At 62.8% G+C, this 13,438-nt stretch carries 9 protein-coding genes; all 9 read right to left on the reverse strand.

Annotation, left to right across the window (positions count from 1 at the left end):
• Positions 1–16: 16 nt before the first annotated feature.
• Positions 17–1,435, reverse strand: a complete 1,419-nt coding sequence (locus tag CRP40_RS05520; RefSeq protein ID WP_027913514.1) for an FAD-dependent oxidoreductase — start codon at positions 1,433–1,435, stop codon at positions 17–19.
• 121 nt (positions 1,436–1,556) lie between these two features.
• Positions 1,557–6,002 carry a glutamate synthase large subunit gene (gene gltB, locus CRP40_RS05525; protein ID WP_027913513.1) on the reverse strand — a complete coding sequence of 1,482 codons (4,446 nt, stop codon included), beginning with the start codon at positions 6,000–6,002 and terminating at the stop codon, positions 1,557–1,559.
• 372 nt (positions 6,003–6,374) lie between these two features.
• A complete protein-coding gene (locus CRP40_RS05530; protein WP_027913512.1) occupies positions 6,375–7,967 on the reverse strand; it encodes an AAA family ATPase in 1,593 nt (530 codons plus the stop codon).
• A gap of 15 nt (positions 7,968–7,982) precedes the next feature.
• Positions 7,983–9,080: a 3-dehydroquinate synthase gene (aroB, locus tag CRP40_RS05535; protein WP_027913511.1), complete on the reverse strand. Its 1,098-nt coding sequence runs from the start codon at positions 9,078–9,080 to the stop codon at positions 7,983–7,985.
• Positions 9,081–9,179: 99 nt separating this feature from the next.
• Positions 9,180–9,698, reverse strand: a complete 519-nt coding sequence (gene aroK / locus CRP40_RS05540) for a shikimate kinase AroK (protein WP_027913510.1) — start codon at positions 9,696–9,698, stop codon at positions 9,180–9,182.
• Positions 9,699–9,702: 4 nt separating this feature from the next.
• Positions 9,703–10,968 (reverse strand): secretin N-terminal domain-containing protein, encoded by a 1,266-nt coding sequence (locus CRP40_RS05545; protein WP_050587290.1) that lies wholly within the window; start codon positions 10,966–10,968, stop codon positions 9,703–9,705.
• Complete coding sequence (locus CRP40_RS05550; protein ID WP_033694882.1) at positions 10,892–11,908, reverse strand: pilus assembly protein PilP; 1,017 nt, start codon at positions 11,906–11,908, stop codon at positions 10,892–10,894. The genes CRP40_RS05545 and CRP40_RS05550 overlap by 77 nt, the downstream gene beginning before the upstream one ends.
• Complete coding sequence (locus CRP40_RS05555) at positions 11,905–12,441, reverse strand: PilN domain-containing protein (RefSeq protein ID WP_027913508.1); 537 nt, start codon at positions 12,439–12,441, stop codon at positions 11,905–11,907. The genes CRP40_RS05550 and CRP40_RS05555 overlap by 4 nt, the downstream gene beginning before the upstream one ends.
• Positions 12,438–13,319, reverse strand: a complete 882-nt coding sequence (gene pilM / locus CRP40_RS05560; RefSeq protein ID WP_027913507.1) for a pilus assembly protein PilM — start codon at positions 13,317–13,319, stop codon at positions 12,438–12,440. Before pilM ends, CRP40_RS05555 begins: the two co-directional genes overlap by 4 nt.
• Positions 13,320–13,438: the final 119 nt, after the last annotated feature.

Here is a 13,438-nt window from a genome sequence, read left to right on the forward strand (position 1 = left end):
TTACCTGCCAGGGCGCTTAGACTTCCAGGTAGTCCAGAATGCCTTCTGCAGCGGTACGCCCTTCGAAAATCGCGGTCACGACCAGGTCCGACCCGCGCACCATGTCGCCACCGGCGAACACTTTCGGGTTGCTGGTCTGATGCTTGAACCTGCTCTTCTCCGGCGCCACGACACGGCCCTGGCTGTCGAGCTGGATATCGTGCTGCTCGAACCAGGAGGCGGGGCTGGGGCGGAAGCCGAACGCGATCACCACCGCATCGGCCGGCAGGATCTCTTCAGAACCCGGGATTGGCTCCGGGCTGCGGCGCCCGCGCGCATCAGGCTCGCCCAAACGGGTCTCGACCACCTTCACGCCCTCCACCTTGTCCTCGCCAACGATGGCGATGGGCTGGCGGTTGTAGAGGAACTTCACCCCTTCTTCCTTGGCGTTCTTCACTTCCTTGCGCGAACCCGGCATGTTGGCTTCGTCGCGGCGGTAGGCACAGGTCACCGTCTGGGCACCCTGGCGAATCGAGGTACGGTTGCAGTCCATGGCCGTGTCGCCACCGCCCAGGACCACGACTTTCTTGCCCTTCATGTCGACGAAATCTTCAGGCGACTTCTCGAAGCCCAGGTTGCGGTTGACGTTGGCGATCAGGAAATCGAGGGCATCGTGCACCCCTGGCAGGTCTTCGCCAGGGAAGCCGCCTTTCATGTAGGTATAGGTACCCATACCCATGAAGACCGCGTCGTACTCGGCCAGCAACTGTTCCATGGTCACGTCCGTGCCCACGTCAGTGTTGAGGCGGAACTCGATACCCATGCCGGTGAAGACTTCGCGGCGATTGCTGAGCACGCTCTTTTCGAGCTTGAACTCAGGGATACCGAAGGTCAGCAAGCCGCCGATTTCAGGATTCTTGTCGAACACCACGGGCGTCACGCCAGCGCGCACCAGCACGTCTGCGCAGCCCAGACCAGCCGGGCCGGCACCGATGATGGCCACGCGCTTGCCGGTAGGCTTGACCTTGGACATGTCCGGGCGCCAGCCCATGGCGAAGGCCGTGTCGGTGATGTACTTCTCCACCGAGCCGATGGTCACGGCGCCGAAACCGTCGTTCAGGGTGCAGGCGCCTTCACACAGACGGTCCTGTGGGCATACGCGCCCACAGACTTCGGGCAAGGTATTGGTCTGGTGCGACAGCTCGGCGGCCGCCAGGATGTTGCCCTCGGACACCAGCTTCAACCAGTTGGGGATGAAGTTGTGCACAGGGCACTTCCACTCGCAATACGGGTTACCGCAGCCCAGGCAACGGTGCGCCTGTTCAACGGACTGCTGCGGCTTGAAGGGTTCGTAGATTTCCACGAACTCTTTCTTGCGCTGGCGCAGCAATTTTTTCTTCGGGTCCTTGCGGCCCACTTCGATGAACTGGAAGTCGTTGTTCAGACGTTCAGCCATTTTTCAAAACCTCTTAACAGCAGCCGCACGCTACACGCTGCAAGCCGCAAGACGATCACTTGAGCCGGGCAAACCCTGGGCTGCTCCGGTCGAGCGCCCAGGGTTGGTCACGTGCAGCTGTTTACTGCGGGTTGGCGCGGGTGCTGGACAGCAGTTGCTTGAGGTTGGCGGCCTTGGGCTTGACCAACCAGAAACGTCGTACGTAGTCGTCCAGGTTTTCGGAGAGCTCGCGCCCCCACTCGCTGCCGGTTTCATCCACATACTCGGCAAGAACCCGCGCCAGGTGGCTGCGGTAAGCCTCCATCGCTTCACCACTGATGCGCTGGATTTCCACCAGTTCGTGGTTGAGCTTGTCGACGAAGCTGTTGTCCATGTCGAGCACGTAGGCGAAGCCGCCCGTCATGCCAGAGCCGAAGTTGTAACCGGTCTTGCCCAGGACGCAGACGAAGCCGCCGGTCATGTACTCACAGCAGTGATCACCAGTGCCCTCTACCACGGCGTGGGCACCAGAGTTGCGAACAGCGAAGCGCTCGCCCGCCGTACCGGCAGCGAACAGCCTGCCACCGGTGGCGCCGTACAGGCAGGTGTTGCCGACGATTGCGCTGTGCTGGGTTTCGAACGGGCTGCCGGCCGGCGGCACGATGGTGACCTTGCCACCGGTCATGCCTTTGCCGACGTAGTCGTTGGCATCACCCTCGAGGTACAGGTTCAGGCCACCGGCGTTCCAGACGCCGAAGCTCTGGCCTGCGGTGCCTTTGAAACGGAACGTGATCGGCGTACCGGCCATGCCCTGGTTGCCGTACAACCGCGCGATCTCACCGGACACACGCGCACCGATGGAACGGTCGCAGTTGCAGATGTCGAGCGCGAACTCGCCACCGGCCTGGTCACGCACCGCCGGCATGGCCATTTCGACCATCTTCTCGGCAAGCTCGCCCTTGTCGAAAGGCGGGTTCCTGTCCACCTCACAGAACTGCGGCTTGTCGGCCGCAATGTGCGAGCTGCCCAACAGCGGGGTCAGGTCCAGGTGGTGCTGACGCTCGGTGTCGCCCGGCAGCACTTCGAGCAGGTCGGTGCGCCCGATCAGCTCCCCAAGGCTGCGTACGCCTAGCCTTGCCAGCCACTCACGGGTTTCCTCGGCAACGAAGGTAAAGAAGTTGACGACCATGTCGACCGTGCCGATGTAGTGATCCTTGCGCAGCTTGTCGTTCTGGGTAGCCACGCCGGTTGCGCAGTTGTTCAGGTGACAGATACGCAGGTACTTGCAACCCAGCGCGATCATTGGCGCAGTGCCGAAGCCGAAGCTCTCGGCCCCCAGGATGGCCGCCTTGATGACGTCCAGGCCGGTTTTCAGGCCGCCGTCGGTCTGCACCCGCACCTTGCCGCGTAAATCGTTGCCACGCAGGGTCTGATGAGTCTCGGCCAGGCCCAGTTCCCATGGCGCGCCCGCATACTTGATCGAGGTCAGTGGCGACGCACCCGTGCCGCCGTCGTAGCCCGAGATGGTGATGAGGTCGGCATAGGCCTTGGCCACGCCAGCGGCGATGGTACCGACACCCGCCTCGGCCACCAGCTTGACCGAAACCAGCGCCTGCGGATTGACCTGCTTGAGGTCATAGATCAGCTGCGCCAAGTCTTCAATCGAGTAGATGTCGTGGTGCGGTGGAGGCGAGATCAGCGTCACGCCCGGTACGGCGTAGCGCAGCTTGGCGATCAGGCCGTTGACCTTGCCGCCGGGCAGCTGACCGCCCTCGCCGGGCTTGGCGCCCTGGGCCACCTTGATCTGCAAGACTTCGGCATTGACCAGGTATTCAGGGGTCACGCCAAAGCGGCCGGTTGCCACCTGCTTGATCTTGGAACTCTTGAGGGTGCCATAGCGCGCCGGGTCTTCTCCGCCTTCGCCGGAGTTGGAGCGCGCGCCCAGGCGGTTCATCGCCTCGGCCAAGGCTTCGTGAGCTTCTGGAGACAGCGCACCCAGCGAGATACCGGCAGAGTCGAAGCGCTTGAGGATGGCGTCGAGCGGTTCGATCTGCTCCAGCGGCAACGGCTGGTCAGCCACTTTGACCTTCAACAGGTCGCGGATCATCGACACCGGGCGCTGGTCGACCAGTGTGGTGTATTCCTTGAACTTGGCGAAGTCGCCCTGCTGCACGGCGGCCTGCAGGGTGTTGACCACGTCGGGGTTGTAGGCGTGGTATTCGCCACCATGGACGAACTTCAGCAAGCCACCTTGCTGAATCGGCTTGCGTACGCTCCAGGCCTCGGCAGCCAACAGCTTCTGGTCACTTTCCAGATCGACGAAGCGCGCACCCTTGATACGGCTCGACACACCCTTGAAGCTCAGCCCGACCACTTCCTCGGCAAGACCGATGGCTTCGAACAACTGAGCGCCCCGGTAGGAGGCGACCGTGGAGATGCCCATCTTCGACAGGATCTTGAGCAGGCCTTTGGAGATGCCCTTGCGGTAGTACTTGAACACCTCGTCCAGATCGCCCAGCACTTCGCCAGTGCGGATCAGGTCGGCCAGCACTTCATAGGCCAGGTACGGGTACACCGCCGAAGCCCCGAAGCCCAGCAGCACGGCGAAGTGGTGCGGGTCACGGGCGGTGGCGGTTTCCACCAGGATGTTGCTGTCGCAACGCAGGCCTTGCTCGGTCAAGCGGTGATGCACTGCACCTACGGCCAGCGAAGCATGTACCGGCAGCTTGCCAGGGGCGATGTGGCGGTCGCTGAGTACCAGTTGCGTCTTGCCCGCGCGCACGGCTTCTTCTGCCTGGTCGGCGATGTTGCGGATAGCCGCTTCCAGCCCAACGGCCTCTTCGTAGTTCAGGTCGATCAGCTGGCGCTCGAAGCCGTCACGCTCCAGGTTCATCAGCGAGCGCCACTTGGCCGGCGAGATGACGGGCGAGCTCAGGATGACGCGCGAGGCATGCTCCGGCGACTCCTGGAAAATGTTGCGCTCGGCGCCTAGGCAGATCTCAAGCGACATCACGATCGCTTCGCGCAGCGGGTCGATCGGCGGGTTGGTGACCTGGGCGAACTGCTGGCGGAAGAAATCGTATGGCGAGCGCACGCGCTGCGACAGCACGGCCATCGGCGTGTCGTCCCCCATCGAACCGACCGCTTCCTGGCCCTGTTCACCCAAGGGGCGCAGCACTTGGTCACGCTCCTCGAAAGTGACCTGGAACATCTTCATGTACTGCTTGAGCTGGTCAGCGTCGTAGCTGGCCACACCCTGGTCGTCGGTCAGGGTCGCCTGAATCCGCGTGGCGTGCTGACGCAGCCAGCGCTTGTACGGGTGGCGGGACTTGAGACGGTCATCGATGGCATCGGTGTCGAGGATCTGTCCGGTTTCGGTGTCCACCGCCAGGATCTGCCCGGGTCCGACGCGGCCTTTGGCCAGTACTTCATCGGGCTGATAGCCCCACACCCCGATTTCCGAGGCAATGGTGATGTAGCCGTTGGTGGTGGTGACCCAACGCGCCGGACGCAGCCCATTGCGATCGAGCAGGCACACTGCGTGGCGACCTTCGGTCATCACGATGCCGGCCGGGCCGTCCCAGGGTTCCATGTGCATGGAGTTGTATTCATAGAAGGCGCGCAGGTCGGCATCCATGGTCTCGACGTTCTGCCAGGCTGGCGGCACCAGCATGCGCACGCCACGGAACAGATCGATACCGCCGGTCACCATCAGTTCGAGCATGTTGTCCATGCTCGACGAGTCTGAGCCGACGCGGTTGACCAGCGGGCCGAGCTCCTCGAGATCGGGGATCTGGTCATTGGCGAACTTGGTACGCCGGGCCATGGCCCAGTTGCGGTTACCGGTGATGGTATTGATTTCGCCGTTATGGGCAAGGAAGCGGAAGGGCTGCGCCAGCGGCCACTTCGGCAGGGTGTTGGTGGAGAAGCGCTGGTGGAACACGCAAATCGCGGTTTGCAGGCGCTCGTCGCTCAGGTCCGGGTAAAACGCAGCCAGGTCCCGCGGCATCATCAAGCCTTTGTAGATGATGGTCTTGTGCGAGAAGCTGCAAATGTAGTGGTCGGCGTCATGGGCATTGGCTACCGACGAACGGCGGCGGGCGCTGAACAGCTTGATGGCCAATTCCTGGTCGCTCAGGCCGTCGCCGCCGATGAACACCTGCTCGATTTGCGGCAAGCGTTCCAGGGCTAGGCGACCCAGCACGCTGGTGTCGATCGGCACCTTGCGCCAGCCCACCAGTTGCAGGCCGGCCGCGCGGATTTCACGGTCCATGTTGGCGCGGGCCGCTTCTGCCTTTATCGGATCCTGGTTGAAGAACACCATGCCGACGGCGTACTGCCTGGGCAGTTCGACGGCAAAATGTTCCTGGGCCATGGCACGCAGGAACTGATCGGGCTTCTGCATCAACAGCCCGCAACCGTCGCCGGTCTTGCCGTCGGCGTTGATACCGCCGCGGTGCGTCATGCAGGTCAATGCCTGCATGGCGGTTTGCAGAAGGTGGTGGCTGGGCTCGCCCGTCATATGGGCGATCAGGCCGAAACCACAGTTGTCCTTGAATTCTTCGGGATGGTACAGACCTGTTTTCATAGACACATTCTCACCAGGTTCACCCCTCAACGGAGGCAAATCTCTTTTTTTAACAACCACTTACCATCCACGCCGATCAAACGCCAGCTTTTTTGCGGTGGCCATGGAAAACTATTGTTGCACAGCGACAGCGACGCTCACAAATTTTCATGTCTCACCATTGAAAATTTATGTCGCATTTTTGAATGTATTGATGCCGCCAACCATGTGGCAACTTCGCTGGACTCTGAAGCGATTCAGCCAGGACTGCATGGGCGGCTTGTGGCCGGCAGCCCGGGACGGAAAAGCCTGCCGCGCTCAGGCGCAGCAGGCTAGACGAAAACCAGAATTCGCTTGGCTACAGGGCAGCGGGGTGGTGCTGCCCGGAAGGTATCAGCGGGCCGAAGCCAGCTCTTGTTGGACGCTGGCGACGGTACGTGGCCAAGGTTTACCAGCCTGGACCTTCGCTGGCAAGTTCTTGATGGCAGCCACAGCTGCATCGCGGTTGGCGAAGTTACCGTAAGTGACCACGTAAAGCGGTTTGCCCTGCAGGGACTTGCGGAAGTAGCGATAGTCGCCACCTTGGGCTTTCACGAAGGCCTGGGCGGATGCTTCGGAGCTGGTCCCCAGAATCTGCACCACGTAGTTGCCCGGCTTCTGACCGGTGTACCAGCTGCTGTTGCCGCTGCCACCTGACGCTGGTTTTTCAGCAGCTTTCTCGGCGACCTTGGGCGCGGGCTTGGCCACCGCCACCTGGGTAGGTGCAGGCTCAGGCTTGGCCGGCGTGGTTTGCTTGGGCTGTTGCGTGACCACCGGCTTGGGCGTGGAGGTCACCGGCTGGGCAGGTGCCGGCGCTGGGCCAGCAGACACGCCCTGTGGCGGTGCGATGGTGGTTACCGTGGGTGGCGGGTTGCCCGGTTGCAACGCGGTATCACCCGCCGGGCTGCCCTCTTCGCCCTCGCCCATGCCTGCGGCCTGGGCCAACGGTTCACGCATGACCGGTTGCGACTGCCCGCCCAGCGGCAGGGGCTTGGGCTGGGACGAGCCGGAGAACTCGATTGCCGCGCTGGAATTGCCGTCGCCAAGGGGCAACTGGGCCTGGGCTGCGGGTGCATCTTCAGGGGCCTTGTCGCCCTTGCGGGGCATCAACACCGCCGCGGCCACGGCGACGACGACCACGGCGGATAGCGCGAGTACGTGTTTTTTAGGCATCTTGAACCCCATGGCTGGTCGCTTTGCCGTCGAGCGGCTGGCGATCATGGCTTCGATCAGAGTGTCACGGGCAACCTGGTTGATAGTGCCAGGCCACCCATCGGCATTTTCATGGATATCGGCGATCTGCTCCCGGCTGAACACCTCGATACCCCGGCCGGCACCCACCAGGCGCTGTTCGAGATACTCGCGGGTTTCCTCCTCGCTGTACGGCGCAAGTTCGATGATGTGGAAGCGTTCTTCCTCGATATTCAACTCATCGAGCCCTGCGATCAGCGATGGCTCACCGAACAGGAATACATGCGGACGCCCTTCGGGAACGCCTGCCGCCAATTCCAGCAACGCTTGGAGTGCCGACTCGTCCAGTTGTTCCGCATCGTCCACCAGCAGATACACTTCCTGGCCAGTCAGGGCCAGTTGCACCATCTTGGACAGGATGCTCTGGACCTGCGGCTCGGCCACATCCAGGTACTGCGCAATCTGGCCGAGGATACTGGCAGCATCGCCGGCACTGCGGGCCGAAACCACGACGCTCTGCACCGACTGCTTGTTGGTGCTGGCCGCCAGCGCCTGGCGCAGCAAGGTCTTGCCGCTGCCCAGAGGCCCGGTGACCACCAGCATCAGGTGGCTGTAGCGAGCCAGGTGGTGCAGCTGCGCCAGAACCGGCTTGCGCTGGGCGGGAAAGAACTTGAAGCCCGGTACGCGCGGTGCGAACGGGTCATGGCTCAGTTGGTAATGGTCGAGAAAGGCCTCATCGGCGTGCAAACTGGTCATTGCGCTGTCACAACCTCAAAGCTGGGCCACGATCGCGCGGTAATCCGCCGACAGCGTGGCCTGGAGAATCTCATTGGGATAGTCGTCGGTGACCACGGCCTCGCCTAGCTGGCGCAACAGCACCAGGCGCAGACGGCCGTCCAGCACCTTCTTGTCGACCGCCATGTGTTCCATGAAATGCGCTGGGGTCATTTCCTGCGGGGGCACCACCGGCAAGCCTGCCTCCAGCAGCAAGCCAATGCCGCGGTCGCGTTCGGCCTGCGTGATCCAGCCCAGACGCATGGACATTTCCAGCGCCATGGCCGTACCTGCTGCCACGGCTTCGCCATGTAGCCAGACGCCATAGCCCATATGGGTTTCGATGGCATGGCCGAAGGTATGGCCAAGATTGAGCGTGGCGCGAACACCCGACTCGCGCTCGTCAGCCCCTACGACGGCTGCCTTCGCCGCGCACGAGCGGCGGATGGCTTCGGTCAACGCGACGGCGTCGAGGCTGCGCAGCGCCGGCATATTTTCTTCGAGCCAGGCCATGAAAGGCTTGTCACAGATCAAACCGTACTTGATGACTTCGGCCAACCCGGCAGACAGCTCACGCGCTGGCAGGGTCCCGAGGGTCGTGGTGTCGATCACCACGGCGTTGGGCTGGTAGAACGCCCCGACCATGTTCTTGCCCAGTGGGTGATTGATGCCGGTCTTGCCGCCGACCGACGAATCCACCTGCGACAGCAGGGTGGTGGGTACCTGGATGAAATCCACACCGCGCTGATAGCACGCCGCAGCAAAACCGGCCATGTCGCCGATCACGCCGCCACCGAGCGCTACAACGGTGGTGCGCCGATCGTGGCGGGCCGTCAGCAGGCCATCGAAGATCAGCTGCAACGTTTCCCAGTTCTTGTGGGCCTCACCGTCGGGCAGGACCACCGGCAGTACGCTGTAAGCCCCCAGAGTCTTGCTCAGGCGCTCCAGATAGAGCGGCGCCACGGTCTCGTTGGAAACGATGGCAACCTGACGGCCAGCGATATGCGGCGTCAGCCACTCAGGCTGGTCCAGCAGGCCTTCGCCAATGTAGATCGGGTAGCTGCGCTCGCCCAGGTCGACCTTCAGTGTCTGCATGTATCCCCACAATGAGCTGGTGCACGGCGCCTTTGGCAGGCAAGCCACGCGGTATCGTTGAGCCTCGCCTCGGCGCAGGAGGCCGAGAATAGTCCCGGGTTAACGGGGCGGCAACTGCTGCAGGCGCTCGAGAATGTCGATCACCACCATTCGCGGTGGCCGCTCGTCGGTTTGCACCACCAGGTCGGCAATTTCACGGTAGAGCGGGTCTCGGGTTTCGAGCAAGGCGCGCAGGGTCGCCTCCGGGTTGGCGGTACGCAGCAATGGCCGGTTGCGATCCCGAGCGGTGCGGCCGACCTGCTGCTCGACCGAGGCATGCAGGTAGATCACCCGCCCGCCCTGGTGCAGCGCGCGGCGATTGGCCTCGCGCATGACCGCCCCGCCACCGGTGGCAACGACCACGCCATCAAGGCTGCACAATTCGGCAATCATGGCCTGCTCGCGGTCACGGAAACCCGGTTCGCCTTCCTTGTCGAAGATCCACGGAATGTTGGCACCGCACCTCAGTTCGATTTCCTTGTCGGAATCCCTGAATGGCAGGCGCAGCTCTTTGGCCAATAGGCGCCCGATGGTGCTTTTACCAGCACCCATGGGCCCCACAAGTATCAAATTTCGCACAGAATCAACGACTCACAGCAATCGTCTGGTCACTCATGATACGCGGAGTCAGGAAGACCAGCAGCTCGGATTTTTTCTCTTGTAGTACATCGCGTCGAAACAGCCGTCCAACATACGGCAGATCGCCAAAAAATGGCACCTTGTCCACTACATTGTTTTGCGTGGTGGAGTAGACGCCACCGATCACGATAGTCTGCCCGTTCTCGACCCTGACCTTGGCATTGACCTCGTTCTTGCGAATGGGCGGGACGTCATTGAGGGCATTGACGTAGTCAGGTTCGTCCTTGGTCACTCTCACGGTCATGACGACACTGTCATCCGGCGTGATCTGCGGCGTCACCTCCAGTGAAAGCGAGGCTTCGCGAAACGACACGGTTGTCGCGCCATTCTTGTTGGACTGCTGGTAAGGCACCTCGGTACCTTTGAGTATCCGCGCCGTCTCCTTGTCGGCGGTCACTACCTTGGGCTGGGAGATGATCTCGCCCTCACCGCTCTTTTCCATGGCACTGAGCTCAAGGTCAAGGAGCACGTCGCCGCGCAACAGACCAACGCCAAGGCTGCTGCCGCCCCGCTCGACGCCCAGGTCAACGAACAGGTCCTTGCCCGCTCTCGGTGCGGCGCTGTACAGGTCGCCGCCCCATCTCACCCCCAGGCCTTTCTGGTAGTCGACGTTGGCCTCCACGATACGGGCCTCGATCGCTACCTGACGCACGGGCACATCCAATTGGGCGATCAGTTGCCGAATCTCGGCGAGTCGATTCGCCGGCTGGTGGACCACCAGCGTGTTGGTGCGCTCATCCACGCCCAGGCTGCCCCTGCCGGCAAGAATGCCGTCCTCAGACATGCTCGCCAGTAACAGCTCGGACAAATCGGCGGCCTTGGCGTAGTGGATACGCATCAGTTCCCGACGCATGGGTTGTGATTGCGTGTCGAGTGGGTTCGAGGTGCCCTCGAACGACTGCGCGCTCAGGGTAGAAAGCGGTGCGATCAGCAGCACGTTGCCTTCGTGGCGTCGACCCAGGCCCTTGCTGCGCAATACCAGGTCGATCGCTTGATCCCAAGGCACATCTTCCAGTCGCAAGGTGACGCTCCCTTGTACGTCGTCGCTGGCGACCAGGTTGATGCCGGCATGATCGGCAAGCACCTGCAGCACGGCGCGTACCTCGACATCCTGAAAATTCAGTGACAGCCGCTCACCCTGGTAAGGGGCCGCCATTGCCGTCAACGGCAGCAGCAGGGTTGCCAATAGCCATTTCCATGTCTTGCTCATCCAGGACCAGGGCCTCCTTGCCCACAGGTGTTGCCATAGAGATAAACGCAACGCGCTCGTGCCATGCACCGTCCATGAACCAGTGTTCGCGGATTTCCACTTGAACCGAATCGATATGCGTAACGACCCCTTGATCGCGCCCGACCCGGTCGCCCAGCCGCACCCGATGAACCTTACCGGCCGCCATTAATAGCGCTTCGTTAGCCTGTGCCCGTGACAGGCTGCCAACCATGCGCACCTGGGACAGCGGCACGCTTGCCAGCCCGCGATCAGGCAGCCGGCCCTGCTGCGGCCTGAACGGATCGACCTGTGGTGCCGCCGCGGGCACGCTTGCCGGCAGCTGGGCCAATGTCTGTGGTTGCAGCGTCGGGACAGTTGCCTGAAAGGCATCGACCTGCAGCCGTAGCTGCACCATGCCAGGCTGCCCGGTGACAGGCTCCAGGCTCATGTCGCCAGTGCGCAGCAGCCGAGCCTGGCCAAGCCACTCCAATAACCATTGCCGCACGCCGGCATACTCGCCTTTGACCCGCAGCTCCAGCGGCACCTGTTGGTACTCACCATGGGGTTGCGCCTCTTGCACCCGCAGCAGCTCGATGAGCAAGCCGTGGGCACGGCCCAACGCCGAGATGTGGTCCACCAGGTCGCTCATGTCCTGGCCGGCGGCCATGTTCCACAGGGCCACCTGCAGGCGTTGCTCAGCCCCTGCCACCGAGGCGCGCAGGCTGTCGAGCGTTGCGCGTTCTCCATTCAAAGCCGATTGCTGCTCATCCAGTGCCTGGGACTTGGCCTGCTCCTGGTCCATTTGCTGCAGCGCTGCGGGCAGGCGTATCGCGCAGCCCAAGGCGAACAGGCAAACGGCCAGCAGCACTGGCGCCATGCGCTTGGCCCGCACGGACTGCCCGAGCAGCGCCGCTCGATCCAAGTGCGCCTGCAGTTTCATGACCAGGACGCAGCGACGCGTGCCGTCAGCAGGAACTGATCGGCACGGGGCAGGCTTTTGATGTGCTTGAGTTGCAGGTCGATCAACATGCCAGAGCGACCCAGGTCCCGCATGAACTGGGCGATCACGGCGCCAGAGGGAGCGAGGCCCGTAATCTGCAGGTGGCTGGCTTCGAGTTGCAGGCCCAATAACTGCACAGTGGTCGGCAGGGCGCGCTCAAGGTCCGTGAACAGCCCCTCCAGGATGCGCTGTTCAGCGCGCAGCGTCTCAAACCGGGCAAGCTGACTCGACGACGTGGCGTACTGGTCCTGCAGCTGCGCCCTCGACGCTGTCGGCTCATTCAGGGCCGCCAATGCCGCCGCACGCTGCCTGTTATCGGTCGTCTGTAACTGGGCCCGTTGACGCGCCAGCTGATCGACCATCGTCACGGCGCACAGGGCCGCCAAGGCGCTTGCCAACAGCTGGTTGCGAAAGCGCCGAATGGCCGCTTGCCGCTGCCGCTCGCGCCAAGGAAGCAGGTTGAACCTGATCATGCCCGTAACCCACCTGCCGCCAGCGTGCTGGCAAGCAGCATGGGGCCACCGAGACACTCGAGCCCGCCGGGTGCGGGTAACGGCCGGCAACGCACGTTGAGCCGTTCGCTCATCGCGTGCAGGTGCCGAGGGGTCATGCAGGCGCCGCTGGACACCCACAGGTCCGCCGGCAGGCCCTGCGACACGAGCGCCAAGACGACCTGCTCTGGCAGCTCACCCGACAACATGGGTTCAGTCGACGTCCACGCCCATCGTTGGCAGACGCCTTGGCGCTGCCAACGATGCAGGGCGATGTTTTGCAGATCGATCCGCAACACGGCGGATTGATCCGAACAGGCAGGCGGTAACAGCCGGGTAAGGGCAATCGTATCGACCTCGACGGCTTCCAGTTGCAGCCCCGCGTGCCTCGCCACCGATTGCACCAGTGCCAGCGTGCTCTGCCGGCAAGCCGCCACCATCACGTCGACACTGTTCGGCTCATCAGAGCAGGGACCCAGCACATGGAAATCCATGGCCAGGTCATCCAGCGCAAAAGGCAGTAGCCGCTCGGCTTCGGCGAGCAACTGCGCTTCGATCTGCTCCTCGCACGCCTGACGCGGCACGCGGCACGGCTTGCAGATCACCTGGTCGGCTGCCAACGCCATGGCCACTCGATGCGGGCATACACCGTGACGCTCGAAGGCACGGCGCAGCGCCGCTGCAGCATGTGCTGGCTGAACCATCCAGGTGGTGTCGGCTGGCTGCTGATAGGGTTCCTGTGCCTGGCAAAGCACCTCAAAGCGCCGCTTGCGCTTGCGCAACTGAACCACCCGCACCGCATTCTCGACGATTTCAATCCCTGTAAATGAACCGGCATCCTTGCTGAAGCGTCCAAGCATCGCGGCCTCCCTTACGCTCGATGCAGCCTGGGGCACCCCCTGGACCTGGCCGCCGCCAGACGACGAGCAGCCCGGGCGGTAACCCCGGCGTGGCGAAAAATGCTTATAATGCCCGGCGT

It is taken from the genome of Pseudomonas sp. URMO17WK12:I9, from assembly GCF_900230165.1.
Lineage (GTDB): Bacteria > Pseudomonadota > Gammaproteobacteria > Pseudomonadales > Pseudomonadaceae > Aquipseudomonas > Aquipseudomonas fulva.

Excerpts from the sequence above, each read along its gene's own strand:
- CRP40_RS05520 (WP_027913514.1), bottom strand. The coding sequence starts at position 1,435 with ATGGCTGAACGTCTGAACAACGACTTCCAGTTCATCGAAGTGGGCCGC.
- gltB (WP_027913513.1), bottom strand. The coding sequence starts at position 6,002 with ATGAAAACAGGTCTGTACCATCCCGAAGAATTCAAGGACAACTGTGGT.
- CRP40_RS05530 (WP_027913512.1), bottom strand. The coding sequence starts at position 7,967 with ATGACCAGTTTGCACGCCGATGAGGCCTTTCTCGACCATTACCAACTG.
- aroB (WP_027913511.1), bottom strand. The coding sequence starts at position 9,080 with ATGCAGACACTGAAGGTCGACCTGGGCGAGCGCAGCTACCCGATCTAC.
- CRP40_RS05545 (WP_050587290.1), bottom strand. The coding sequence starts at position 10,968 with ATGAGCAAGACATGGAAATGGCTATTGGCAACCCTGCTGCTGCCGTTG.
- CRP40_RS05550 (WP_033694882.1), bottom strand. The coding sequence starts at position 11,908 with ATGAAACTGCAGGCGCACTTGGATCGAGCGGCGCTGCTCGGGCAGTCC.
- CRP40_RS05555 (WP_027913508.1), bottom strand. The coding sequence starts at position 12,441 with ATGATCAGGTTCAACCTGCTTCCTTGGCGCGAGCGGCAGCGGCAAGCG.
- pilM (WP_027913507.1), bottom strand. The coding sequence starts at position 13,319 with ATGCTTGGACGCTTCAGCAAGGATGCCGGTTCATTTACAGGGATTGAA.